We start from the raw sequence: 22599 nt of genomic DNA, 5'->3' as shown, positions 1-22599 counted from the left end.
GCCGAGGTCTCCGGTCTAGCGCAGCGTCATCGTGTCGCCGGCGACATTCACCGCGGCGAGCTTCGCCAGATAGCTCTGCCCGAGCAGCGAGACGCCCATGTCGGCGTCGAGGACCGCGGCTTCGACGCCGCGCACTTCGATGCCGTCGATGTCGACGCTGGCGAGGACGACGCGGCGCAGCGGTACGTCGCCGCCCGCCGTGCGCGCGGTCCCCCCGACCGGCAAGCGGTCGACGTCGATCCCGATCGCTTCGGCATCGCGCCGCGTCAGCGCGACGACCGAGGCGCCGCTGTCGACCATCATGCGGACCGGCGTGCCGTCGATGTCGACGTCGGCGTAGAAATGCGAATCGCCGGCGCGTTCGAGCCGTACCTCGCCCGCGGCCGGTGCGCGCTGCGGCGCGGCCGGAGCGGTACCGAGGCCGCGCTCGCGTGTCGTCCAGTTGCTTTCGTCGCGCGCCGTCGGTGCGGGCGCGCCGTCGCCCGCGCGGCCGGCAAGGCTCGCCACGCCGACCGACACCGCCGTCAGCGCGACGGCTATGGCAAGAGATCGCCCCAACATGGCCGCCATCGTTGCAGCTTAATCTTGGAGATTGGTTAAGCGCGGGCGTCCGGCGGGCAAAGCCGCGGCGAGGTCGCCACCGTCCTGCTCGATGAAGGCGCGCCACATTGGGGTGCCGCCGCGGATGCTGTAGGCGATGCGCGCGCAGGCATAGGGGCGTCCGGGGCGATTGTCCGCCTCGCGCGCCGTCTCGGGCCAGCGACCCTCGCCGGTGCCGCCCGACGCCCAGCACACCAGCGCCTCGGCCTCGAGCCCGGCCTCGATCGCCGCGCGTTCGGTCGCGCTCATCGACGGCGGGGCGGACCAGCCCAGCAGCACCTGGCGGGCATGGTCTTTGGAGAACAGCGCAGGGAGAAAGGGGCTGTCGCGGTCGCGGAGCAGCGCCCCGACGCGTTCACGCTCGGCGGTTGCAAGCCATGGTCCGCCGAGCAGCGGCCCCCACCGCGCCGCGTCGCGCGAGCGCAGCGCCGCCGCCAGTTCGCCGGCGGCGGCCTCGAAACGCGGCGTCCATGCCGAGTCCGCGGCGAGCGGGGACAACGGTGCAGGCGGTGGCGCCGCTTCGCTTCCGGTCGGCAGCAACGATATCGGGGCGCCCGCGCCTTCGCTGGCGGCGGCGGGCATCGCGAGGGTGGCGGCGAGCGCCAGCGAGATCAGGAGGGCGCGCATGCCCGGATCATAGCAGCCGCTGGGGTCGCTGTCATGACCCGGTGGCGGCGAGACTTGCACGCATCCAGGCGGGAGCCGCGGCCGGATCGATCGTCTCGACCCGGCGGTGTTCGACCGACCAGCCGAGTTCGGGCCAGGCGACGACCTGCCGCTTCGCATCGGCTTCGGCGAGCGGCACGACGACCAGCCGCCGGTTCACCTTCTGTCGCCAGTTCATCCGCGCAGTATTTTCCTGTCCGACATAACAGCCCTTGGTGAAGCTCACCCCGTTGAGTTCGGCGGCGTTGCATTCGAGCCAGAGCGTTGTGCCGTCGCCCAGTTCGGCGCGGCCTTCGGCGACGCCGAGTGCCAGCCGGTGCGCGCGCCACGCGCTGTCGGCGCCCGCGTCTCCATCGGCGGGCGCCAGCCAGCGCTGGCCGAGTTCGGGAAGGCGGGGATCGACGACGCCCATGTCGCCAGCCGGCGCCCAATTGACGCACAGGTCGGGCTCGCGTGCGATCGCGATCGCGCGGCGCAGGCGATAGAGCGTCAGCCGTTTCGCGAGGTCGCCCGCGGCGTCGCGCTCGCAGTCGATCAGCACGTCGTCGCCATCACCCCAGATCAGGAAATCGAACAGCACCTTGCCCTGGGGGCTCAGTAGCGCCGCCCACACCGGCAGGTTGCCCGTGACGTCGTTGGTGACGAGTCCCTGGAGGAAGCCCCGGACATCCTCGCCCGAGAGACGGAGGAGCGCGCGATCGATCAGGGTTGTGTTGGCCATGCACCGACAATAGGGAGCGCGGGAGCCGACTTAAAGCCCCTCGCGCCCGCGGGAGGGGGGAGAATGACATGACACACCGCCTGACCATCCGCCGCCCCGACGACTGGCACGTCCATCTGCGCGACGGCGCGATGCTCGACGCGGTCGCTCGATTTACCGCGGCGCAGTTTGCGCGCGCGATCGTGATGCCCAACCTGTCGCCGCCGGTGACCACCGCCGCCGAAGGTGCCGCCTACCGCGACCGCATCCGCGGGGCTGTGCCCGCCGGGCTCGATTTCACCCCGCTCATCGTCGCCTATCTCACCGACAACAGCGACCCCGACGAGCTCGCACGGGGGCACAGCGAAGGCGTGTTCACCGCCGCAAAGCTATATCCGGCGCATGCGACTACGGGTAGCGCGCACGGCGTTACAGACATAGCGAAGATCATGCCGGTGCTTGAGCGCATGGCCGGGATCGGCATGCCGCTGCTGATCCACGGCGAAGTGACCGACCATGATGTTGATATCTTTGACCGCGAGGCGGTGTTCATCGAGCGCACGCTCGCGGGGCTCGTCCGCGACCTGCCGACGCTCAAGATCGTCTTCGAACATATCACCACCGCCGAAGCGGTCGATTTCGTGCGCGCCGCGCCCGCCAACGTCGCCGCGACGATCACCCCGCAGCATCTGCACATCAATCGCAACGCGATGCTCGTCGGCGGCATCCGCCCGCACGCTTACTGCCTGCCCGTCGCCAAGCGCGAGCAGCATAGGCTCGCGGTGCGCGCCGCCGCGGTGTCGGGCTCGCCCAAATTCTTCCTCGGCACCGACAGCGCGCCGCACGCGGTGCACACCAAGGAAGCCGCCTGCGGCTGCGCGGGCATCTTCAACGCGCCCTATGCGCTCGAATCCTATGTCACCGTGTTCGACGAGGAAGGCGCGCTCGACCGGTTCGAGGGGTTCGCGAGCGAGCACGGCCCCAATTTCTATGGCCTGCCGCTCAACGGCGACACGATCACGCTCGAACGCGGCGCGACCGTGGTGCCCGACCGCTGCGGCGAGGTCGTGCCCTTCCACGCCGGCGAGACGCTCGGCTGGCGGATCGTCTAGCGTTTTTCGGTCGACCTTCACCGTCGCCCTGAGCCTGTCGAAGGGCGCCTGTCCGGGAAACGCCCTTCGACAGGCTCAGGGCTGCGGTTGACAATCAGGCGGCGGGCATCGTCCGTTCGGCGCGCATCTTGCGCCACATGTCGAAACTGAACACCGCGATGCTCGCCCAGATCAGGAGGAAGCAGGCGAGCTGCGCGGGCTTCAGCGGTTCGTGGAACACGAACAGGCCGAGCAGGAAGGCGATGCTCGGCGCGAGATATTGCACGAAGCCGAGCGCGGCATAGCTCATCCGCCGCGCCGCGGTCGCGAAGAGGAGGAGCGGCACCGCGGTGACGACCCCGCCCGCCGCGAGCAGCCAGCTGATCCCGGCGCCTGACCCGAAACCGCGCCCGTCGCCGACCCAGATGAACCACGCCGCGGCGACCGCCGACACCGGCATCAGCACCGTCGTCTCGATCGCCAGCCCGGGCAGCGACCCGACCGGCGCGACCTTGCGGATCAGGCCGTAGATGCCGAAACTGAGCGCGAGCGTCAGGCTGATCCACAGCGTGTCGAGCGCGCCCGCGAGCAGGATCGCAACGCCCACCGCGGCGATCGCGACCGCCGCCGCCTGCAATCGCGACAGCCGCTCGCCGAGGAAGATCATCCCCAGCATCACGTTGATCAGCGGGTTGAGATAATAGCCGAGGCTCGCCGCGAGTACATGGTCGGTGAAGATCGCATAGATGTAGACGAGCCAGTTGACCGCGATGAGCACCGAACTGGCGAGCAGCAGGCGCAGGATGCGCCAGTCGCGCAGCGCCGCGAGATAATCGCCGATCTGGCGGCGAAAGGCCATGATGACGAAGCAGAGCGGCAGCGACCAGAGGATGCGCTGCGCGAGCACCTCGACCGGCGGTACCGCGGTCAGCAGCTTGAAGAACAGCGGGACGAAGCCCCAGATCGCATAGGCGGCGATCGCATAGGGCAAGCCGCCCTGTTCGCTCCCCGCGGGGGCCGGTGTCTGCGCCATGAGCGTGTCGTCAGGTCAGAAGATGCCGCCGCCGAGCATCAGCCGGACGACGCCGATGACGATCACGACGATGTTGAGGTTCCGCCCCGCGGTCTTGTCCGACATCGCGCCGAGCGCGAGCCCGACGACGGCGAAGGGAATGATCACCCAGTTCGCCCAGCCGAGCAGCGGAATGAAGGCGAACACCGCGAGAATGAGCGCGATCACGCCGATGACCAGGGAGCCGATGTTGAGCATGGCGGCGAGTGTCGCATGCTCCGCGCGGCCGGGCAAGGGGCGATACGGCGCCCTTCGTTTCGTCGATGAAATCGCTCGCTTCGTCTTGTTGCCCAGGGTTCATGCAACAGACGCGAGGATCGGGCCGTTCTCATCATCGAAGCGACCGATCCCCTCGCCGGGGCCGGGACGCCGAACCAGGAAAGGACTTCACATGCGTATTTTCACCAAGGGCCTGCTCGGCGCCTTTGCTGCGGTAAGCGTCGCCGCGACCGCCCCCGCCTTTGCGGGTGTTTCGGTCGCCGCGCCGGCGCAGGACCACGGCTTCGTCAAGGCCGAGCAGGAAGCCGGCTTTCACAAGAAGAACAAGCGCGGCCGCTATTATGCGCGCGATCAGCGTATCAATTCGAACACCCGCATCTGGCGCGGCAATGACGGCCGTTATCGCTGCAAGCGCGACAATGGCACGACCGGTCTGCTGATCGGCGGCGCCGTCGGCGGCCTCGCCGGCCACGAGATCGCGGGCAATGGCGACAAGCTGCTCGGCACGGTGCTCGGCGCCGCGGGCGGTGCGCTGCTCGGCCGCGAGATCGACCGCGACAAATATCGCTGCCGCTAAGCGGTCAGGCTACCGTTGCGGCCGCGGGTCCGAGACCCCTCCTCCCGCAGCCCGTGATGGAGAGGGCGTCGATCGCAAGATCGGCGCCCTCGTCGTTTGGGGAAAAGCGAGGGGGCGAGCGGGCAGCGAATGCGAGGCCCGTCCCGGCCGAAGGGCACCGTGACCCTGAGCCTGTCGAAGGGCGCCTGCCTGCGAAGCGCCCTTCGACAGGCTCAGGGCTACGGTTCATATCAAACGCACGATGCCCTAGCCCTGATCGGGCCTCGGTTTCAGCGCGTCGGCGAGCGAGGCGGTGCCGCTGCCGCGGCGCGCGGGTCGCGGCTGGTCGGGGTGCGGCGCCCAGCCGCTGAAGTGGATCAGGCGAAAGCTCTCGGCGATGCGTCCGTCGGCATCGGCCTGCGCCGTAAAGGCCAGCGCGATGCGCGCGACCTCGTCGCGCGTCAGCGGCGGCGGCGCGGCGGCGAGCCGGCTCGACAGCCCCGCGGCGCGCAGGTCGCGGACGAGCGCGAACCAGTCGGCGTAGCGGACCGTCAGCGCCTCGACATCGACCACGGGCAGGGTGAAGCCGGTGCGCTGGAGCAGGTTGCCCATCGCCGCCAGATCGACCTGCGGGTGCATGCGCGCGATCGGGCGCACCCCGTCGGCCATCGTCGCGCGGCGCAGCCTGGCGAGGCTGCCGTCGCCGACGAAGCTGCCGAGCAGCAGCCCGTCGGGCGCGAGCAGCGCGCGCAGCCGGACGAGCGCGCCGGGCACGTCGTTGACGCTGTCGAAGCCGCCCGGCCAGAGGATCAGGTCGAAACTCGCGAAGGGCAGGTCGAGCGCGTTGACCTCGCTTTCGACCGCGCCCGTGGCGGCGGCGAGCCCCGGTCCGGCCTCGACCAGCGTCAGCGCCGTGCCGGTGCCGCGCAGATGGTCTATCAGCGCCGCGTCGTGCGCGCCGATCAGCAGCGTGCGCGCAAAGTCGCGCGTCACCATCGACAGCCGATCGAGCAGGGTTTCGGCGATGATCGGCGCGAGGAAATCGGCGCCCGCGGGCTGGCGGGCCATGCGATCGCGCTGGGCGCGGTGGCGCGCGGAGGAGAAGAGCGGGGCGGGGGGCTGCGACATGGCGCGCTTGTGCCGCCTCGGCCGATGCGGCACAAGTCCGACATGGCGACGGCAAGCGGGGACGCCGACACGGACGCGCGCCCGCGGGCGGGGCGGGGCCTTTTGCGGCTCGCGCGGCAGGCGGGGCGGGCGGTGGTCGATTATGCGCTGCCGCCGCGCTGCCCGGCGTGCGGGGTGATCGTCGCCGACGACCGGCAATTCTGCCTCGCCTGCTGGCAATCGCTGCACTTTCTCGACGGGCCCGCCTGCGCGCGCTGTTCGATCCCGCTGCCGACCGCGCTGCCCGGCGACGCGGTGCCATGCGGCGCCTGTCTCGCCGATCCGCCGCCCTTCGACGGCGCCCCCGCCGCGGTCGCCTATGGCCCCGCGGCGCGCACCGTCGCGCTGAGCCTCAAATATGGGCGCCGCACCGGGCATGCGCGGCTGATGGCGCGGCTGATGCTGCGGCCGCTCGTCCGGCTGGCGGGCGAAGGAGCGGGGGCGGGCGATGCGCTGCTCGTCGCGGTCCCGCTGCATCGCTGGCGGCTCTGGTCGCGCGGCTTCAACCAGGCCGCGCTGGTCGCCGACGAACTGACGCGCATCGGCGGGATTCCGCACGACCATCATCTGCTCCTCCGCACTCGGTCCACCGCCTCGCTTCGCGGCAAGGGGCGGCGCGAGCGCGAGCGGGTCGTCGCGGGCGCCTTTGCCCTCGCGCCCGGTGCCGCCGCGCGCGCGGCGGGGCGCCACCTGATCCTGGTCGACGACGTCCATGCCAGCGGGGCGACGCTGCGCGCCGCGGCGCGCGCGCTCCGCCGCAGCGGCGCGGCGCGCATATCGGCGCTGAGCTGGGCGCGGGTGGTCCCCGATGCGCTGATGACGGTCAACATATTTGACTTTGCGTCGCTGGATTCCGATATCGGGGACGAAAGGATGACAGGATAGCCACATGGCCAATATCGAAGTCTTTACCAAAGCCTTCTGCCCCTATTGCACGCGGGCGAAGGCGCTGCTCGACCGCAAGGGGGCAGCCTATCGCGAGATCGACGTGACCATGGATCGCGCCGGTTTCGACGCGATGGTCGGCCGTGCCGGCGGGCGCATGACGGTTCCGCAGGTCTTTATCGACGGAAAGCATATCGGCGGCAGCGACGACCTCGCCGCGCTCGACGCGCGCGGCGGCCTCGACCCGCTGCTGGGAGCGGGCTGACCCTTGATCGTCTTCGACCTTTGCTGCGCCGCCGGCGACCACCGGTTCGAGGCCTGGTTCAACAGCAGCGCGAGCTTTGCCGACCAGCAGGCGCGCGGTCTGATCGCGTGCCCCGTCTGCGGCGACAGCGACGTGCGCAAGGCGGTGATGGCGCCGCGCGTCGGCGCCAAGTCGAACCAGCTTGCGGTCGCGCCGGCCGCACCCGCCGCGCCTGCGGCGACGCCGGCCGATGCCGCGGGCGGCGGCGAACTGCCCGCCGCGGTGATCCGCAAGGTCATCGCCGGGATCGCCGCCAAACAGGCCGAGATGCTGCCGCAGTCGCGCTGGGTCGGGCGCGAGTTCGCCGACGCGGCGCGCGCGATGCACGAGGGGCGCGCCGCCGAGGATCTGATCCACGGCCAGACCTCGCCCGAAGAGGCGCAGGCGCTGCGCGACGAGGGGATCGCGGCGATGCCGCTGCTCGTGCCCTTCGTGCCGCCCGACGCGGTTAATTGACCGGCGCCGATTGACGGCGCGCGCCGCGCCCCGCTACACGAACCGCGGCGCGCCCGTAGCTCAGCAGGATAGAGCACCAGATTCCTAATCTGGGGGCCGTGGGTTCGAATCCCGCCGGGCGCACCATTTCGGAACAAGGCCGGGCACCGCGCCCGGCTTTGTTCCGGCCGCTCCCGCGCGAGCGCCGGCAGCGGATTGTTCCTTGCAGCCGGGCCTTCGCACTTCCCCTTCATCGACCTCGACGGGCTGCGCGAGCGCGGACATGATGGCGGCGATGGCCTCCCGTTCCCACGACGCGGCCGCTTATGCGCGGCCGCCCGCCGTATCTTGCGGATGGCACCGAGCCCCGGTGTTATCCGTCGTCCGGTGACGTGAGGCGGAAGAGGGTTTGCACCATCGCGGGATGGAGGAGCTCAATCTCCAGCCGCTTCTTGACCTGCGAGCCGCGTTGCTCGGGGTAGCCGATCGGCAGCAGGAAGCTTGTCGCCGGCAAGCGGAGCGGGGTCGGGACGGGCATCACCGTGGCTCGCGCCATCGCAGTGGCACATGACCGACCCCGACCGTATGGCCTCTCGCGCCCGAGCCGCTCAAAACTCCCCGGCGACGCCGACGCGGACGGCGTTGTTGCCGTTGCCCGCGTAAGCGAAGCCCGCGGTGAGCGCGAACGGGTTGTCGGTGTTGAGGCGGTGCGCGATCGCCCCGCCGATCGCCTGCGCCTCGCGGAACGTCGCGCCGTTGAGCGCGTAGCTGGTGCGCCCCGGCTCCGAGGGCATCGGGGCATAGCCCATCGCCATCGCCGCGGCGGTGCCCGAACGCGCGTCGCGCCGGACGCGGTCGAGGTCGAAGCGGATCTGTGCCAGATCGTTCGGGCCGAAGTCGGACAACGCGAGATTGCCCGCGGCGTCCGACGTCACATAGTTCAGCGGACCCGATTGCGCCGCGCGGCTTGCGGCGGAGCCGATCCCGGCGAGCGTGTAGGTCGAGGCGGTCGAACCCAGCGCGATCTGACCCGGGCGGTTGGCCACGGCATTTTCGCCGATCGCGATCGCACCGTCGGCGGTCGCCCGCGCATTGCTGCCGAGCGCGATCGCCGAACGCCCCTCTGCCACGCTGTCCGCGCCGATCGCCAGCGCGGCGAGCCCGGTCGCGCGGTTGTCCGCGCCGATCGCGACCGCGCCGCGTCCGGTCGCAAGATTGGGGTCTCCGATCGCGACTGCGCCATCGCCCGAGGCGATATTGCCGAGCCCGATGGCGACCGCCGCGCCGTCGGTCGCCCGGGCACCGGTGCCGATGGCGACCGCGTCGTTGCCGCTGGCGTTCGCCCCCGATCCCATCGCGATCGCATTCGTGCCGGTGGCGGTCGGCCGGGCGCCGCTGCCGTTGATCGCCATATAGTCGGTGCGCGCCAGCGCTTCGTTGGCGGTAACCTGCGCGGCATTGGCATTGACGAGGGCATTGTCGGCAACCGAACGGGCGAGATCGGCATTGGTCCGCGCCGCGATCGCGATCGTCTCCGCCCCCTCGGCCCGCGCCGCGGCGGCATCGGCTGCGATCTGGGCATTGTCCGCATTGGCCAGCGCCAGATCCGCCGTCTGGCGCGTCACCACGCCGCTGGCGATCGCCTGATTGGCAAGGTCGCGAGCCTCGTTTGCACGAGTCTGTGCGGTCGTCGCTTCGGTGCGGGCAATGGCCGCCTCGCTTGCGGCATTGTTCGCGGTCGCCTGTGCGGTGGCGGCGTTGGTCAACGCGGTGTCGGCGGTATTCTGGGCCGTGGCGGCATTCGCCAGCGCCGTATCGGCGGTACCCTGCGCCGCCGCAGCTTCGGCTCGGGCGGTGTTGGCGGTGGCCTGTGCGGCGTTGGCGGTGTTCAGCGCCGTGGCCGAATTGGTGAGCGCGGTATCCGCGGTGGCTTGCGCGGTGGCGGCATTGGCGAGCGCGGTATCGGCCGTCCCTTGCGCCGCGGCCGCGTTGGCGAGCGCGGTGTCGGCCGTGCCTTGGGCGGCGGCGGCGCCGGCCAGCGCCGAATTGGCGGTTCCCTGTGCGGTCGCGGCGTTGGCAATCGCGGTGTCGGCTGTGCCTTGCGCCGCGGCGGCGCCGGCCAGCGCTGAATCGGCAGTGTCCTGTGCCGCGGCCGCATTGGTCACGGCGGTGTTCGCGGTCGTTTGCGCCGCCGCGACCGCCTGGTTGGTCGTGTGAAGCTGCCCGCCCGTCACCGCGTCGGTGGAGCCGGCCGCGACGCTCCCGTTGGCGAGGTTGACGATGCGGCGCCCGGCGCCCGCCGCGCCGACCGAGACGGTGTTCGCCTGATCCGCTACCGATCCCTGTCCCAGCGCGACCGCGCCGGCGCCGGTGGCGCTCGCGCCCTGACCAAAGGCGGAGGCGCCGAGAGCGTGGGCCTTGGCGCTCTCGCCCACGGCGGTCGCGTCACTCTGTCCGGCGGCGGTCCCGCCCGCCTGCGCATTGGCGCCGATCGCCGTCGAGCGGGCATTGGAATAAAGTGCACCGCTCCACGTGCTCCCGGCCTGGGCGAAATGGCCGATCGCGGTACTCGATTCGCCCACGGCAAGGCTCCTGGCGCCGGTCGCGGTGCCATAGTCGTCAAAGACGGTGCTGTCCTGGCCGACGGCGGTGCTGCTCGCGCCATCGGCCCTGCCGCTTTGCCCGATTGCGGTGCTGTTTGCGCCGTTGGCAATGGCGAACTGGCCCAGCGCGGTGCTGTTCGCGCTGGTGGCGATGCTGCGTTGACCAACCGCGGTGCTGTTGGTGCCCGTAGCGCTGCTCAACGAGCCGATCGCGATGCTTTGGTCGGCCAGGGCGTTCGCGCCCTGGCCAAAAGCGGAGGCGTCGACGGCATTGGCCAGCGCGCTTTCGCCCACCGCGGTCGCGTTGTTTTGCCCGGCGGCGGTCGCGCCCGCCTGAGCACCGGCGCCGAGCGCGGTCGTGCCGGCGTTGGTGAAGCCGTTCGCCGCCGTTCCGCCGGCCTCGGCGTGGAACCCCATCGCCGTACTCTGCAGGCCCGATGCGAAGCTGCCCACGCCCGTCGCCGTGCTGCCGTCGCCCGACGCGACGCTGTCGGTGCCGGTTGCCGTGGTGTAGGAGCCGCTGGCGACGCTCTCCGCACCGATCGCAACACCGAAATCTCCGCTTGCGACGCTGTTCGCACCCGTCGCCGTGCTGCGGATGCCGCTGGCCTCGGCTCCCCGGCCGGTGGCGGTGGCGGCGAAGCCGCTCGCGGTGCTGCCATGCCCGGTCGCGGTGGTTGCGGTGGCGCTCGCTGTGCTGTCCCGGCCGACGGCGGTGCTGTTGAGGCCGCTGGCGTCGCTATTCTCGCCGCATTCGGTGCTGTTCGCGCCGGTGCCGACATTACACTCGGGCGTCGGGTCGGCGCGGGCCGCCGTGGGCAGCGTCAGCGCGGCGGCGATGGCGAGCGGGGTGGCGGCGGCAAGCAAGGTTACGCGGATCGGACGCATGATATTTTCCCCTGGGTTCATGGCGACATGCGGCCATCCGGATGAAGAGGATCAGGTTTCCGCGCGATGTTGCGGACCATGCCCTCCGGTACGCCGGTGCTGCGCCATGTCGCGGGCCAGACTAGGCGCGTGCCGCGCGGCAGTTCTACCGATCAATTCCAGTGAATTCTGACCAAAACTGTCGCTGCCCCTGGCCAGATTAATTGGGTTAATCGAACTCAAGCCATTGAGTTTCAGTATGAAATACAGGATGGGCGATTCATGGGCGCGCGATCGACATGCTTGATCTGAAGACGATCCTGATCGTCACGCTGGCGACGGCGTGCCTCCAGGCCATCGTCTGGATATTCGCCTGGCGCGCCTGGCGGCACCTTTACGAACTCAAATTCCTCGCGGCGGGTTTCGTCGCGATGGCGGCAGGCGTGGCGCTGATGCTTGTGCGCGGGGGCCAGCCCGAGGAATGGGCGATCATCATGCCCAACACGATCATCAAGGTCGGGCTTGTCCTGCTGGCCGAGGGGCTCGCGCGCTTTCTCGGGCAGCCGCGCTACAGCTGGATCGGCGTTTCGCTGCTGGTCGCCCATGTCGCGGGCTGGAGCCTTCTCGTCGCGGTCGACCCGGACAATATCGCCGCCCGCATTCACGCCTCGACGCTGTTCACCGTGATCATCATGTCGGTGATGTGCCTCGGCCTCGCGCGCGACCGCATGCAGCCGGCGGTCCTGCGCTGGGCGACGATTGCCGTGCTCGCCGAATATATGCTGGCGAGCATCGTCCAGAGCGTGCTGGAGATCGGCCTTCCGGCCGACTTCCAGAGCGCGCCGGTGCTGGCCGACCGCAACGCCTGGTACCTGCTGCAGGGCGCGCTGTTCCTGATCGCGCTCTTTGCATGCCTGCTCTTCATGGTGAGTTCGCGCCTGTCGGTCGACCTGCGCGAGAAGAATGAGCGCCTCTCAGCCGAAGTGCTGGAGCGGCGGCGGCTCGAGAGCCATTTGAACGCCAGCCTCGAGACCGAGCGCGCGCTGCGCGAGGAGCAGGCCGACCTCATGCGGATCGTCAGCCACGAATTCCGCACGCCGCTCGCGATCATTCGCAACGCGGCGGACATGATCGGGCTGGTCGGGAACCGGTCGCCCGAGGCGACGCGCGAGCGGCTCGCGGGGATCGACGAGGCACTCGATCGCCTCTTCGCGCTGATCGATCGCTTCATGGCCGACGATCGCGAACGCACCTACCGGCCCGAAGCGACCCCGATCAGCGCCGTCATCGGCGGCGTGCGGAGGCATTTCGCGATGACGGGGGCGGGCGATCGCCTCGAGATCGCGGCGGAGCGGGACATGACTATCCTCGCCGACGCAGAGATGCTGGTCACCGTCCTCATCAATCTCGTCGACAATGGGCTCAAATATTCGCCGGACCATTGCCCGGTCCGCGTGACGATCCGCGAAGAGCGCGCCGGCCTCGCGATCGCGGTGCGCGACGAGGGCATCGGCATCCCCGAAGATCAGCGGGCGAGGGTGGGGCGCCGCTTCTTTCGCGCCTCGAATGCCGCGACGATCGCGGGAACCGGCCTTGGCATCTATTCGGCCCGACGGCTGCTCGCCTATCACGGCGGAACGGTCGATTTCGAACCCCATGGCGAAGGCGGCACCGCGGCAATCGTCCACATTCCGCTGCGCGGCGACCGCGAATTTCAACCCGTTTGCGAGGGCATGACGGCGTGACGCATATCCTGATCGTCGAGGACGAGCCGCGCCTGCGCCAGGATCTCGGCGACTTCCTCGAATTGCGCGGTTTCGAGGTCACCGCGGCCGCCACGGCGCGCGACATGCGCGCGGCGCTGAAAGATGCCCCGCCACCCGCGATCGTCATTCTCGACGTCGGATTGCCCGACGGCAACGGGTTCGACCTCGCCGGCGAAATCCGCGCGGGTCACGATTGCGGCATCATCATGCTCACCGCCTTCGGCGACAGCGCCGATCGTGTCCGGGGCTATGATAGCGGCGCCGACATCTATCTCGTCAAGCATAGCAGTTTGCGCGAGATCGAAGCCGCGATCCGCAGCCTGCTGCGGCGAACCGGAACGTCGCGGGGGCCCGCGGACGACGGCAAGGATCGGTGGGTGCTCGATACGGCGAACTGGACCATGATCGCGCCGGACGGGCAGGCGCTGCGCCTGACCGCCACCGAGTTCGCCTTCCTGCACCTGCTCTGCAAGCGGCAGGGCGCGGTGTGCCCGCGCGACGAGCTGGTGGCCGCGCTCGCCCGGCCCGGCGGCCATTTCGATCATCGTCATCTCGACGCCGTCGTCAGCCGGCTGCGCCGCAAGTTCGAGCGAACCACCAGCCTCCCGTCCGCGATCAAGGTCGTCTACGGCATCGGCTATACCTTCACCGCGCCCATCGCCGTGGCGTGAATGCCGCCGGCCCGCCCCGCCATTATTCGTCTTTCGCCTTTGCGTGACAGCAGTTAGGCACGGCACCCATGCAATATCGCAACGACATCGCCGGGCTGCGCGCCGTTGCGGTCCTTCCGATCCTGCTCGTGCACGCGGGGCTCGAGACGATCCCCGGCGGGTTCATCGGGGTCGACATCTTCTTCGTCATCTCGGGCTATCTGATCACCTCGATCATCGTGCGCGAGATGGAGGCGGACCGCTTCACGCTGGCGGGTTTCTACCGCCGCCGCGCGGTCCGCATCCTGCCCGCGCTGCTGACGATGCTGCTCGTCACGCTCGCCGCGGGCGCGTTCCTGCTGTTCCCCGACGATCTCGCCAATCTGGGATGGAGCACGGCGTCGGCGTCGCTGTCGGTGTCGAACCTCTGGTTTTGGCGCAACGTTTCCTATTTCGGGACGCGCGCCGAGCTCGAACCGCTGCTGCACACCTGGTCGCTGGGGGTCGAGGAGCAATTCTACCTCCTCTACCCTGTCTTTCTGATCCTCGTGCGCCGCTTCGCCCCGGCGCACCTCAAGCCGGCGCTGTGGCTGGTGCTTCTCGCTTCGCTCGCGGTCGGCTGGGCGCAATTTCCGAGCACCGCCTTCGCCTTCTACATGCTGCCGAGCCGCGCGTGGGAACTCGCGCTGGGCGGGATCGTCGCGCTCGGCGGTTTCCCGCCGGTGCGATCGGTGGCAACGCGGGGGGCGCTAGCCGGCGTCGGGCTGGCGCTGATCGTCGCGGGGCTGTTCGTCATCACCCCCGACATGGCCTTTCCCGTTCCCTGGGCGCTGCTGCCGTGCGCCGGCACCGCGCTGCTCATCGCCTATGGCGAGAGCGGCGGCACCGCGCGGCTGCTCTCGCTTGCACCGATGCGCTTCGTCGGCGACATCAGCTACTCGCTCTATCTGTGGCACTGGCCGGTGATGAGTTTCTGGCGGTTCCAGCGCGGCGTCGTGCTGGCGCCGTGGGAGATGGCGGCGACGATCGCGCTGTCGTTCACGCTCGCCGTCATATCCTATCGCTGGATTGAGCGCCCCTTCCTTGCGCGCCACCGCGACAGCGCCGCCGGGCGCGTCGTCGCCGTCGCGGCGATCGCCATGCTCGCTGTCGCCATCGTCGCGGTCGTCGCCGCGCGCTTCGCTCCCGTCGTCCGCCCCGTCGACCCGCGTGTGGCCGGGATCATGGAAACGGCGCGCTATCCCCAATCGGCGACGATGCGCGAGCAGTTCGGGGTCGGCCGCTGTCACGTGACCGTCGAATCGCCCGCCTTCCGCACCGAAGCCTGCCTGTCGCCGGACCCGGCCCGGCCGAACATCCTGTTGCTCGGCGACAGCCATGCGGCGCATCTGTCGCAGGCGCTGCGCGAGCGGCTGGGCGACGCGGCGCACCTGCTCCAGGCCACAGCATCGGGGTGCCGGCCGATCCTGCCCTATGCGGGCGACGCGCGGTGCACGCGCGTGATGCGGCTTGCGGTCGACGGACCGTTGCGGGGCGCCGCGGTCGACCGCGTCGTCATCGCGGCGCACTGGCGCGCCGACGAGCTTGGCGGCGTGCGGACGATGGTCCGGGAATTGCGCCGCCGCGGCATCGCCGTCACCGTTCTCGGGCCGGTGATGCGCTATGAAGAGGATATGCCCCGCGTGCTGGCGCGCGCTGTCGCCAACGACGACGGGGCGATGGTCGCGCGCAATGCGGACACGACCCGCGTCGGGGTCGACCGGGCGCTGCGCGATGCGCTCGCCGGAACGGGGGCACATTATGTGTCGATGATCGACCTTGAATGTCCGGGCGGCACCTGCCCCCGGTTCGCGCCCGACGGGCGGCCGTTTCATTTCGATACGACCCATTTCACGCTGTCGGCGTCGCGCGAAATGGTCGGGCGCTTGCCCGCCGCGGCGCTTGCGACGCCGCGCCGCGACTGACGGCCGGAGGGTGGACGAATATTTGACCGGCGGTGGAACCGGGCGCCGAGCTGATCGTTCTCGCGGATAAGAACGCCCGCGTTTCTGCGGCAGCGCCCGCGGAGCCATTCATGACACCACTCGAACGCGCCTGCCGGGCCGCGCACGACATGCATCACGACGGAGAAGCAAGCGTTCAGGCCGCCGACCCCTTCTGGGATGGCTGGAAAGCCTGGGTCCCCGTCGTCGAAGGCATGCTCGAGGCGATCCGCGATCCCGGCGATGCAGCGACGGACGCGGGGCATCGTGCGATCGCTGCACAGGGGGGCGGGACCGGCGGTCCCGACGGTGATTCGGTCGCTGCAGCCTGGCGCGCCATAATCGACGCCATCGTCGCCGACGGCTTGCCCGGTCCGGATCCGGACCGGCGCGGGCAATAATCGGTCAAGGACCGGCCGGACCTTTTCATCAACCTTGCTCGAAACGACCAGTACAGGGCGCGAAGATATTTCGGCGCTCAAAGATAGTCCTCCGACGCATCGCGCCACCTAGCGCGCCAGCGGCGCCACGCGGAAGATCGGACGCTCGGCCTGCATTTCGGCGTGCACCATCGCATATTCGGGGACCGGCATCCACGTCGCGCTGTTCGACGACAGCGGCTCCGACGCGACGATGATCGCGCGCGGGGGTTCTTCGCCGCCGACCATCTGCCATTCGCCGTCGTGGAGGCCGTAGTCGCGCCCGGTGGTGAACCACATCGACAGGAAATTCATGTTCGCCTCGTGCAGCTGGTCGGGCGAGCCGGTGCGATAGCGGCCGAAGTCGAAGCAGTGGCGCAGCCCGAGGATCTGGCGGCCGGTGGTGAGGAAGAGGTTGCAGCTCGACGAGATGGCGATGCCGTGGTGCCGCCGCGCGGCTTCGAGGATGTCGACCGTCCGCTGCACCGCGGCGATCAGCGTGTCGCCGTCGGGCTCGGCGCGCCAGTCGGGAAGCTGCGAGAGCAGCAGCGCATAGACCCATTCGCTGTCGGTCGATCCCGATATCTGCGCGAGCAGGTCGGGCGCGATATCGGCCATCAGCGTGCCCTTCATCTCGCCGATGCGATAGATGTCGCCGTTGTGCGCCATCGCGACCGCCGCGCCGGGGAAGTGAAAGGGATGAGTGTTCTGCTCGCTCACCTTGACCGTCGTCGAATAGGCGACCCCGCGGACGTGCGCGATCACGCATTCGGCGCGCGTCTTGACCGCGAGCGATTTCAGATTGCCGTCGAACACCGGCAGCGACGGCGAGCGGTAGCGGTGCGGTTCGAGCGGTGCGTGCGACGCCGAATCCCACGCCATCATCCCGAACCCCGCGAGGTTCAGCATGTGGAGCATCCGCGGCATATAAGCCTGGTTGACGAGGCTCGAATCGGGTTTGAAGAGCAGGTCGTCGAGCGTGACGCGCTCGCCCAGATACATCATCGCCCGGCACATCGGCTGATCCCCCCTGGCCCCATGCTGCGAGGTTACACGAGGCGTGCCGGCGTGCCAAATCCGCTCGGCGCTCTGCGACCTCAGGCCAATAGTTCGGGGTAGAGCGCCCGGCCCACCTGCACGGGATCGAGCGCATAATGGTGCGCGACGGCCCCGGCGATCACGCGCTCGAGGCTGCGCGTCGGTTTGAGGTCGCGGCCGGCGAGCAGCGCCGTGGATGCGAGCCCCGGCCAGTCGGCCGCCACCGTGCCGCCGCGGGCGAGATCGCCGCCAAAGAGCAATGCCGCCGACCCCGTGCCGTGGTCGGTGCCGCCGCTGCCGTTGACTGCGACGGTCCGGCCGAATTCGGTCGCGACGATGACCAGCGTGTCGGCCCAGGCCGGTCCGAGTCCGGTCTTCAGCGCGCCGACGAGCTGGTCGAGCCCGCGCAGCTGCCCCGCGAGGCGGCCGTGCTGGTTGCTGTGGGTGTCCCAGCCGCCGGTTTCGACCATCATCACGCGTGCGCCGTCGGCGGGGGTCATCAGCGAGGCGGCGAGGCGGCCGAGATCGGCGCCGTTGCGCCCGTTGTTGCCGCCGATGTCGCCCGCGAGTTCCTGCGTCCGGACCGCGCTTTCCCACAAGGGGTGCAGCAGCGCGTCGCTTTCGTAGAGCGCCGACAGCCGCGCGATCAGGTCGGCATCGGCCTGCGGCAGGCGACTGGGGACATAGGTGGCGACCGGCAGCGCGCCGCGCAGCGCGAGCGGCACCGACGGGGCCACCGCCAATGCGCTGCGTTCGCCTTCGGGCAGCAGCGACAGCATCCGGTTCAGCCAGCCGTCGGCGCGGCCATAGGGACGCGTGCCGCCGCCTTCGAGGATATTCTGGCCGTCGAAATGCGACCGGTCGCGATAGGCGGTGGCGACGGCGTGCACGACATGCGCCTCGCGCGCGGCGAACAGCGCGGCGGCACCCTCCATCGCGGGATGGAGGGTGAACAGCGTATCGAGCCGGGTCCCGGTCGCGGCTTCGGCCGCCAGTGCGGCGCGCGCGCCGGCAAAGGCTGGGTCCCCCGTGGGGGCGGCGATCGCCAGCCCGTCGGCGGCGCCGCGCTGGATGACGAAGATCAGGCGGCGATGGGTCGGTGCGGCGGCAAAGGCGAGCGCGGGGAGGGCGGCGGCGCCGATCCCGGCGGCGATGGCGGCGCGGCGCGAAAGGATCATCGTCTATCTCCGCAGAAAGGCCGGGCTGGCGAACAGCATCGCCAGTCCCTGCGCGGGGGTGTCGGCGCCCGCAATCGCCTGTGCGAGGTCGGGCGTGAGCGCGTCGGCGAGGAGTTGCGGCGCGAGCGCGCGCGCGTCGGCGCGGTCGCCGATGCCCCCGGCGATGCGGCTGGCGAGCTCGACGCGCTGCATCAGCCCGCCCGATCCCGCCCAGGTGGCGACCGTGTCGCCATAGCCGGCGGGCGATTCGGGGCGCCAGACCGGCTGGCCGAGCTGGCGGAGGAGGCCCGCAACATTCTGGCGTTCGCCGAGCGCGGGCACGGGCAGGCCGCGCGCCATCGACACGAACCAGTCCCACGGCGACTTGAACATCGCGGGCCCGTCCTGCCACGGCTCGGGCGAGAGAATGAGCGTGCGATAGAGCGACGCAAGGTCGCCGCCGCTGCGCAGGAAATCGGCGGCGAGGCGATCGACCAGCGGTTGCGGCGGATCGTCGGCGGTGAAGTGGCGCGCCAGCTTGGTGGCGATGTGGCGCGCGGTCGCCGGATGTACCGCGAGGTCGCGCAGCACCGCTTCGGCCTGCGCGGCCCCGGTGTCGGGATAGCGTTTGCCGAGGATCGTCTGTTCGCCGGGCTGGTGCAGTTCGGCGACGAACACGGTGTCGCCCGGTCGCGATCCGGCGGGGATCAGCCGCCGCGCGGCGCCGCGGCCGAGCCCCGCGACCGCGAGACCGGTCAGGGCGCCGGCGAAGGCGGTGACGTCGGTCTGCGTATAGCCGCTGCGCACCCCGAGCGTATGGAGTTCGAGGATTTCGCGCGCCAGATTTTCGTTGAGCCCGGGCCCGCTGCGCGCGCGGCGGGTGCGGATGGCGAAGGCGCTGTCGGTACCGAAGCTCAATATCTGGTCGAGGTAAAGCAGCATCGCGGGATGGCGCACCGCCGCGATCAGCAGGTCGGCAAAGCGGCCCATGACGTGCGGGCGGATCGCGCCGAATTCATGCGCGCCGGCAAAGCCCGACACGAACTGCTTTTCGGTCGATACCGCGAAATGATTGGACCAGAAATGGACGAGCCGTTCGGCAAAGGGGGTCGGCGAGGCAACGGCCACCGCGAAACGGGCGGTCGCGGCGTCGGCATAGAGATCGTTGAGCGCCTGGCGCGTTTCGCGTTGCGGGGTCGATTCGGTCGCGCGGGCGTTGGCCGTCGGCATGCCACCGGCCTCGCGGCGCATCGCGTCGCCCTGTTCGCGAAACAGGATATAGGTTTCGGCGATCGCCTCGGGGCGGGGGAGCGCGGCGATCGGCGGCGGAGCCGGATCGAAGGCCTCGAGCTGCCGCAGCAGCCCCGCCTGCGCGTCGCGCAGCGCGGGCACGTCGGGATCGCCGACGCGGCGGCCGAGGCCGAAGCGGTTGGCGGCAAGATATCGGGTTGCACTCACAAGTTTTTTCCGATCGCCGGTCAGGCTGGACGCCAATTGTCGCAAACTTGTCCCGCCGTCGCGGATGCGCGCCCGCTCGTTTTCATATCATGATCGGCCGGTGTCACGCGACCGCGTCCATCAGGATAAAGCTGCCCTCCCGTCGCTGGTGGGCGTTGATCAGCGGGACGAGCCGCGTGAAATGTTCGGTCCGGCAATGCAGGTCGAGCGCGGCGCGATCGGGCCATTGTTCGATGAAGACGAAGTGGCCGGGATCCTTCTGGTCCTCGAACAGCTCATAGGCGATGCACAGCGGCTCGGCGCGCGTCCTGTCGACCAGTTCGCGGTAGAGCGGCAGGACGATGGGGATCGCGCCGGGCCTGATGAAATCCTCGGCGATGACCTTGAGCATCAGCCGGCGTCCAGCGGCTTGTCGTAGATCAGATACACGCGGTTCACCGTCGCGTCGATCGCGCCGGCGACGGCGTTCATCCCCTGATTGTCGTCGAGCACCCAGCCGATGTCGCCATACTGCCCGCCAAAATGGGCCACGCCGTCGCGGCGGATATGTTCGATCATCATGAAGGCGAGCGTGCTGGCCATGCGGCTGTTCTGCAATTTCTTCGCCACCCCCATCAGCGGCACGCGCAGCGTCTTGCACTTGGGTTTGCGCAGCCACCACAGCAGCCGCGCCCAGTTGAAGGGAAGGAGCGAACCTTCCATGTCGATGAGCAGTTCGTTGATATTGGGGAGGACGATCATGAAGGCCACGGGTTCGCCGTCGAGTTCGGCGACGCGGATCAGGTCCTCGAACACGATCTGCTTCAATTTCTTGCCGACATAGGCGATCTCGCTGTCGGTCAGCGGGACGAAGCCCCAATTGTCCGACCAGGCGTCGTTGAGCAGCCCCATGATGAGCTTCGCCTCGGCATCGAAGCGGCGCTTGTCGACCTTGCGCACGCGGATGCGCTCATTCTTCTCGCCCGCCGCGACGATGCGGTTCACCAGCGGCGGGAAGCCGTCGACGATCGGCACCGAATAGTTGAGCAGCTTCTTGGCGGGGCGATAGCCTTCGGCCTCGATCCACGCGCGGTAGAGCGGGCTGTTGTGCCCGAGCATGATCGTCGGGGCCTCGTCGAAACCCTCGACGAGCAGCCCGGGTTCGTCCCAGATCGAGATCGACAGCGGGCCGAGCGCGCGCGTCATGCCCTGGCCGCGCAGCCAGTCCTCGGCGGCGACGAGCAGCGCGTGCGCGACCTCGGCATCCTCGGCCTCGAGCAGGCCCCAGTTGCCGGTGCCGGGCCCCATGCCCTGTTCGGCCGGCTGTGCGAGCGCGAGCGCGTCGATATGCGCCGAGATCCGCCCGACGGTGCGGCCGTCGCGGCGCGCGGTGAACAGCTGGGCCTTGCCGTGCTCGAACCACGGATTCTTGCCGGGGGTGAGCAGGCCGTAGACCTCGTCCTTGAGCGGCGGAACCCACGCCGGGTCGCCGCGGTTGAGGCGATAGGCGAGCTCGACGAACTCGCGCCGGTCGGCCTTGTCGAGGACCGGGTGGATGGTGACGGGGCCTTCGTGATGTGCGGCCATGGCTGGTTTCCCGTGTTGCAATGCCTATATGTTGGCGACGCATTAGGGCATCGGTGTGGCGCTGGCGACCCGCATTTAGCCATGATGCTGCCACGAAATCATGATCAAGGTTTGGGCATGCTAGCAATGAACACCCTCGTCGATCGCCACTCGATGCGACCCGCGGCGAAAGCTCCCAAGTCGGCGATCGCCGACGATATGGCGATGCTGCGCGCGGCGTCGGAACTGACGCGCGACCTCGTCCAGCCGAGCCGGGCCATCTACTGGACCGACTTTCTCGCCTCGACGCTGCTCGGCTATGCCGGCGTCGCCGCCGCGATCCTCGCGCCGTCGACCCCGTGGATGCTCGCCGCGGCGCTCGTCGCGGTGCTCGCGCTCTATCGCGCCGGCAGCTTCATCCACGAGCTGACGCATATCCGCAAAAATGCGCTGCCGGGGTTCCGCCTCGCGTGGAATGCGCTGGTCGGCGTGCCGCTGCTGATCCCTTCCTTCCTGTACGAGGGCATCCACAGCCTGCACCACAATCGCACCAAATATGGCACCGCCGAAGACCCCGAATATCTGCCGCTCGCGCTGATGAAGCCGTGGACGGTGCCGCTGTTCGTGATCGCCGCGGCGTTCGCGCCGGTCGCGCTGCTGTTCCGCTTCGCGGTGCTGACGCCGCTGTCGCTCGCGATTCCGCCGCTGCGCCGGGTGGTGATGGAGCGCTATTCGGGGCTGATCATCAACCCGCTGTTCCGCCGCCGCCCGCCCGAGGGCGAGTTCCGCCGCCAATGGGCCTGGCAGGAGGGCGGGGCTTGGGCGTGGTCGACGCTGCTGATCGTGGCGGGGGTGCTCGGCTGGGTGCCGCTGCGCGCGCTGCTGATCTTCGGCGCCATCGCCTCGGCCAGCCTCGTGTTCAACCAGATCCGCACGCTCGTCGCGCATCTGTGGGAAAATGACGGCGGCGAACTGACCGTCACCGCGCAGTTCCTCGACAGCGTCAACGTGCCGCCCCCCGGGCTGCTGCCCGAAATCTGGGCGCCGGTCGGGCTGCGCTATCACGCGCTGCACCATTTGCTGCCCGGCGTGCCCTATCATGCGCTGCCCGAGGCGCATCGCCGCCTGAAGGAAGCGCTGCCGGCGGATTCGCAATATCATGGCGCGAACTACGGCGGGCTGCCGCGGCTGGTGGTGCGGCTGGTCGCCAATTCGGCGCGCGGCGGACCGGCGCTGTCCTGAGCGGCTGAAATCGCCGCCGCGCGGCGGCGTGTCTGCCATTCGCCGAGGGGCCCGGGAAGCGGAAACAAGAAAGGGTCCGTCGCGACAGTGCCCCGGCCGCGGCGGACCCTTCCCAGCGATCGGAGCATGTCGCCCCGGTCGCCCCCTCCCGCAGAGGCGGGAAGGGGGAGAGCTCCG

The 22599-nt window shown here is 69.8% G+C and carries 23 protein-coding genes and 1 tRNA gene; 11 read left to right on the top strand and 13 right to left on the bottom strand.

The window, feature by feature from the left end; all coding sequences use genetic code 11:
* Positions 1–15 precede the first annotated feature (15 nt).
* From EAO27_RS14825 to EAO27_RS14815, 3 genes are read right to left on the bottom strand one after another with little or no spacing between them, the layout of a single operon-like run.
* Positions 16–570 carry a retropepsin-like aspartic protease gene (locus EAO27_RS14825; RefSeq protein WP_242771030.1) on the bottom strand — a complete coding sequence of 185 codons (555 nt, stop codon included), beginning with the start codon at positions 568–570 and terminating at the stop codon, positions 16–18.
* A gap of 9 nt (positions 571–579) precedes the next feature.
* Positions 580–1227, bottom strand: a complete 648-nt coding sequence (locus EAO27_RS14820; protein ID WP_242771027.1) for a hypothetical protein — start codon at positions 1225–1227, stop codon at positions 580–582.
* Between the two features lie 31 nt (positions 1228–1258).
* Positions 1259–1987, bottom strand: a complete 729-nt coding sequence (locus tag EAO27_RS14815; RefSeq protein WP_242771024.1) for a folate-binding protein — start codon at positions 1985–1987, stop codon at positions 1259–1261.
* Positions 1988–2055: 68 nt separating this feature from the next.
* On the opposite strand from EAO27_RS14815, the gene pyrC reads away from it, so the two are divergent.
* Positions 2056–3078, top strand: a complete 1023-nt coding sequence (gene pyrC, locus EAO27_RS14810) for a dihydroorotase (RefSeq protein WP_242771021.1) — start codon at positions 2056–2058, stop codon at positions 3076–3078.
* A gap of 94 nt (positions 3079–3172) precedes the next feature.
* Here the strand turns inward: pyrC and rarD are convergent, their stop codons facing one another.
* Together rarD and EAO27_RS14800 are read right to left on the bottom strand one after the other, a co-directional pair.
* Entirely contained in the window at positions 3173–4090 is a 918-nt protein-coding gene (gene rarD / locus EAO27_RS14805; RefSeq protein ID WP_242771018.1) for an EamA family transporter RarD, read from the bottom strand.
* A 15-nt stretch (positions 4091–4105) separates the two neighbouring features.
* The gene (locus tag EAO27_RS14800; RefSeq protein WP_242780605.1) at positions 4106–4327 is read right to left on the bottom strand and encodes a hypothetical protein; all 222 of its coding nucleotides are present in this window, start codon (positions 4325–4327) and stop codon (positions 4106–4108) included.
* A 193-nt stretch (positions 4328–4520) separates the two neighbouring features.
* Between EAO27_RS14800 and EAO27_RS14795 the strand changes: the two genes are divergently transcribed.
* Positions 4521–4925, top strand: coding sequence for a glycine zipper 2TM domain-containing protein (locus EAO27_RS14795; protein ID WP_242771015.1), 405 nt, complete (start codon positions 4521–4523; stop codon positions 4923–4925).
* Positions 4926–5171: 246 nt separating this feature from the next.
* Here the strand turns inward: EAO27_RS14795 and EAO27_RS14790 are convergent, their stop codons facing one another.
* Positions 5172–6032 (bottom strand): methyltransferase domain-containing protein, encoded by an 861-nt coding sequence (locus tag EAO27_RS14790; protein ID WP_242771013.1) that lies wholly within the window; start codon positions 6030–6032, stop codon positions 5172–5174.
* A 24-nt stretch (positions 6033–6056) separates the two neighbouring features.
* Here EAO27_RS14790 and EAO27_RS14785 point away from each other — a divergent pair, with 24 nt between their 5' ends.
* The 4 genes from EAO27_RS14785 (at position 6057) to EAO27_RS14770 (ending at position 7842) form a co-directional block, all read left to right on the top strand.
* A complete protein-coding gene (locus tag EAO27_RS14785; RefSeq protein ID WP_242771011.1) occupies positions 6057–6956 on the top strand; it encodes a double zinc ribbon domain-containing protein in 900 nt (299 codons plus the stop codon).
* Positions 6957–6960: 4 nt separating this feature from the next.
* The gene (grxC, locus tag EAO27_RS14780) at positions 6961–7221 is read left to right on the top strand and encodes a glutaredoxin 3 (RefSeq protein WP_242771009.1); all 261 of its coding nucleotides are present in this window, start codon (positions 6961–6963) and stop codon (positions 7219–7221) included.
* Between the two features lie 3 nt (positions 7222–7224).
* Positions 7225–7716: a DUF1178 family protein gene (locus EAO27_RS14775; protein WP_242771007.1), complete on the top strand. Its 492-nt coding sequence runs from the start codon at positions 7225–7227 to the stop codon at positions 7714–7716.
* A 49-nt stretch (positions 7717–7765) separates the two neighbouring features.
* A tRNA-Arg gene (locus tag EAO27_RS14770) sits at positions 7766–7842 on the top strand.
* A gap of 226 nt (positions 7843–8068) precedes the next feature.
* Here EAO27_RS14770 and EAO27_RS14765 read toward each other — a convergent pair.
* Together EAO27_RS14765 and EAO27_RS20940 are read right to left on the bottom strand one after the other, a co-directional pair.
* Positions 8069–8233, bottom strand: coding sequence for a hypothetical protein (locus EAO27_RS14765; protein WP_242771005.1), 165 nt, complete (start codon positions 8231–8233; stop codon positions 8069–8071).
* A gap of 70 nt (positions 8234–8303) precedes the next feature.
* Positions 8304–11186 carry a hypothetical protein gene (locus tag EAO27_RS20940; protein WP_278190101.1) on the bottom strand — a complete coding sequence of 961 codons (2883 nt, stop codon included), beginning with the start codon at positions 11184–11186 and terminating at the stop codon, positions 8304–8306.
* Between the two features lie 278 nt (positions 11187–11464).
* On the opposite strand from EAO27_RS20940, the gene EAO27_RS14740 reads away from it, so the two are divergent.
* From EAO27_RS14740 to EAO27_RS14725, 4 genes are all read left to right on the top strand, one after another.
* On the top strand, positions 11465–12910 hold the full coding sequence (locus EAO27_RS14740; protein WP_242771002.1) for a HAMP domain-containing sensor histidine kinase: 1446 nt from the start codon (positions 11465–11467) through the stop codon (positions 12908–12910).
* Entirely contained in the window at positions 12907–13602 is a 696-nt protein-coding gene (locus EAO27_RS14735) for a response regulator transcription factor (protein WP_242770999.1), read from the top strand. Before EAO27_RS14740 ends, EAO27_RS14735 begins: the two co-directional genes overlap by 4 nt.
* A gap of 68 nt (positions 13603–13670) precedes the next feature.
* The gene (locus tag EAO27_RS14730) at positions 13671–15545 is read left to right on the top strand and encodes an acyltransferase family protein (protein ID WP_242770997.1); all 1875 of its coding nucleotides are present in this window, start codon (positions 13671–13673) and stop codon (positions 15543–15545) included.
* 32 nt (positions 15546–15577) lie between these two features.
* Positions 15578–15964, top strand: coding sequence for a hypothetical protein (locus EAO27_RS14725; RefSeq protein WP_242770995.1), 387 nt, complete (start codon positions 15578–15580; stop codon positions 15962–15964).
* A 108-nt stretch (positions 15965–16072) separates the two neighbouring features.
* Here the strand turns inward: EAO27_RS14725 and EAO27_RS14720 are convergent, their stop codons facing one another.
* From EAO27_RS14720 to EAO27_RS14700, 5 genes are all read right to left on the bottom strand, one after another.
* A complete protein-coding gene (locus EAO27_RS14720) occupies positions 16073–16999 on the bottom strand; it encodes a class II glutamine amidotransferase (protein ID WP_242770993.1) in 927 nt (308 codons plus the stop codon).
* A gap of 80 nt (positions 17000–17079) precedes the next feature.
* The gene (locus EAO27_RS14715; RefSeq protein ID WP_242770991.1) at positions 17080–18198 is read right to left on the bottom strand and encodes a DUF1501 domain-containing protein; all 1119 of its coding nucleotides are present in this window, start codon (positions 18196–18198) and stop codon (positions 17080–17082) included.
* 3 nt (positions 18199–18201) lie between these two features.
* Positions 18202–19635: a DUF1800 domain-containing protein gene (locus EAO27_RS14710; protein ID WP_242770989.1), complete on the bottom strand. Its 1434-nt coding sequence runs from the start codon at positions 19633–19635 to the stop codon at positions 18202–18204.
* A 103-nt stretch (positions 19636–19738) separates the two neighbouring features.
* On the bottom strand, positions 19739–20026 hold the full coding sequence (locus EAO27_RS14705) for a putative quinol monooxygenase (RefSeq protein WP_242770987.1): 288 nt from the start codon (positions 20024–20026) through the stop codon (positions 19739–19741).
* The gene (locus tag EAO27_RS14700; protein ID WP_242770985.1) at positions 20026–21201 is read right to left on the bottom strand and encodes an N-acetyltransferase; all 1176 of its coding nucleotides are present in this window, start codon (positions 21199–21201) and stop codon (positions 20026–20028) included. Before EAO27_RS14700 ends, EAO27_RS14705 begins: the two co-directional genes overlap by 1 nt.
* 126 nt (positions 21202–21327) lie before the next feature.
* On the opposite strand from EAO27_RS14700, the gene EAO27_RS14695 reads away from it, so the two are divergent.
* Positions 21328–22422: a fatty acid desaturase gene (locus EAO27_RS14695; protein ID WP_242780600.1), complete on the top strand. Its 1095-nt coding sequence runs from the start codon at positions 21328–21330 to the stop codon at positions 22420–22422.
* Positions 22423–22599 lie beyond the last annotated feature (177 nt).

Origin of the sequence: Sphingopyxis sp. YF1, from assembly GCF_022701295.1 — a bacterium.
GTDB lineage: Bacteria > Pseudomonadota > Alphaproteobacteria > Sphingomonadales > Sphingomonadaceae > Sphingopyxis.
This window is presented reverse-complemented; position numbering and strand designations above follow the sequence as displayed.

Excerpts from the sequence above, each read along its gene's own strand:
- EAO27_RS14825 (WP_242771030.1), bottom strand. The coding sequence starts at position 570 with ATGGCGGCCATGTTGGGGCGATCTCTTGCCATAGCCGTCGCGCTGACG.
- EAO27_RS14820 (WP_242771027.1), bottom strand. The coding sequence starts at position 1,227 with ATGCGCGCCCTCCTGATCTCGCTGGCGCTCGCCGCCACCCTCGCGATG.
- EAO27_RS14815 (WP_242771024.1), bottom strand. The coding sequence starts at position 1,987 with ATGGCCAACACAACCCTGATCGATCGCGCGCTCCTCCGTCTCTCGGGC.
- pyrC (WP_242771021.1), top strand. The coding sequence starts at position 2,056 with ATGACACACCGCCTGACCATCCGCCGCCCCGACGACTGGCACGTCCAT.
- rarD (WP_242771018.1), bottom strand. The coding sequence starts at position 4,090 with ATGGCGCAGACACCGGCCCCCGCGGGGAGCGAACAGGGCGGCTTGCCC.
- EAO27_RS14800 (WP_242780605.1), bottom strand. The coding sequence starts at position 4,327 with ATGCTCAACATCGGCTCCCTGGTCATCGGCGTGATCGCGCTCATTCTC.
- EAO27_RS14795 (WP_242771015.1), top strand. The coding sequence starts at position 4,521 with ATGCGTATTTTCACCAAGGGCCTGCTCGGCGCCTTTGCTGCGGTAAGC.
- EAO27_RS14790 (WP_242771013.1), bottom strand. The coding sequence starts at position 6,032 with ATGTCGCAGCCCCCCGCCCCGCTCTTCTCCTCCGCGCGCCACCGCGCC.
- EAO27_RS14785 (WP_242771011.1), top strand. The coding sequence starts at position 6,057 with ATGCGGCACAAGTCCGACATGGCGACGGCAAGCGGGGACGCCGACACG.
- grxC (WP_242771009.1), top strand. The coding sequence starts at position 6,961 with ATGGCCAATATCGAAGTCTTTACCAAAGCCTTCTGCCCCTATTGCACG.
- EAO27_RS14765 (WP_242771005.1), bottom strand. The coding sequence starts at position 8,233 with ATGCCCGTCCCGACCCCGCTCCGCTTGCCGGCGACAAGCTTCCTGCTG.
- EAO27_RS20940 (WP_278190101.1), bottom strand. The coding sequence starts at position 11,186 with ATGCGTCCGATCCGCGTAACCTTGCTTGCCGCCGCCACCCCGCTCGCC.
- EAO27_RS14740 (WP_242771002.1), top strand. The coding sequence starts at position 11,465 with ATGCTTGATCTGAAGACGATCCTGATCGTCACGCTGGCGACGGCGTGC.
- EAO27_RS14730 (WP_242770997.1), top strand. The coding sequence starts at position 13,671 with ATGCAATATCGCAACGACATCGCCGGGCTGCGCGCCGTTGCGGTCCTT.
- EAO27_RS14720 (WP_242770993.1), bottom strand. The coding sequence starts at position 16,999 with ATGTGCCGGGCGATGATGTATCTGGGCGAGCGCGTCACGCTCGACGAC.
- EAO27_RS14715 (WP_242770991.1), bottom strand. The coding sequence starts at position 18,198 with ATGATCCTTTCGCGCCGCGCCGCCATCGCCGCCGGGATCGGCGCCGCC.
- EAO27_RS14705 (WP_242770987.1), bottom strand. The coding sequence starts at position 20,026 with ATGCTCAAGGTCATCGCCGAGGATTTCATCAGGCCCGGCGCGATCCCC.
- EAO27_RS14700 (WP_242770985.1), bottom strand. The coding sequence starts at position 21,201 with ATGGCCGCACATCACGAAGGCCCCGTCACCATCCACCCGGTCCTCGAC.
- EAO27_RS14695 (WP_242780600.1), top strand. The coding sequence starts at position 21,328 with ATGAACACCCTCGTCGATCGCCACTCGATGCGACCCGCGGCGAAAGCT.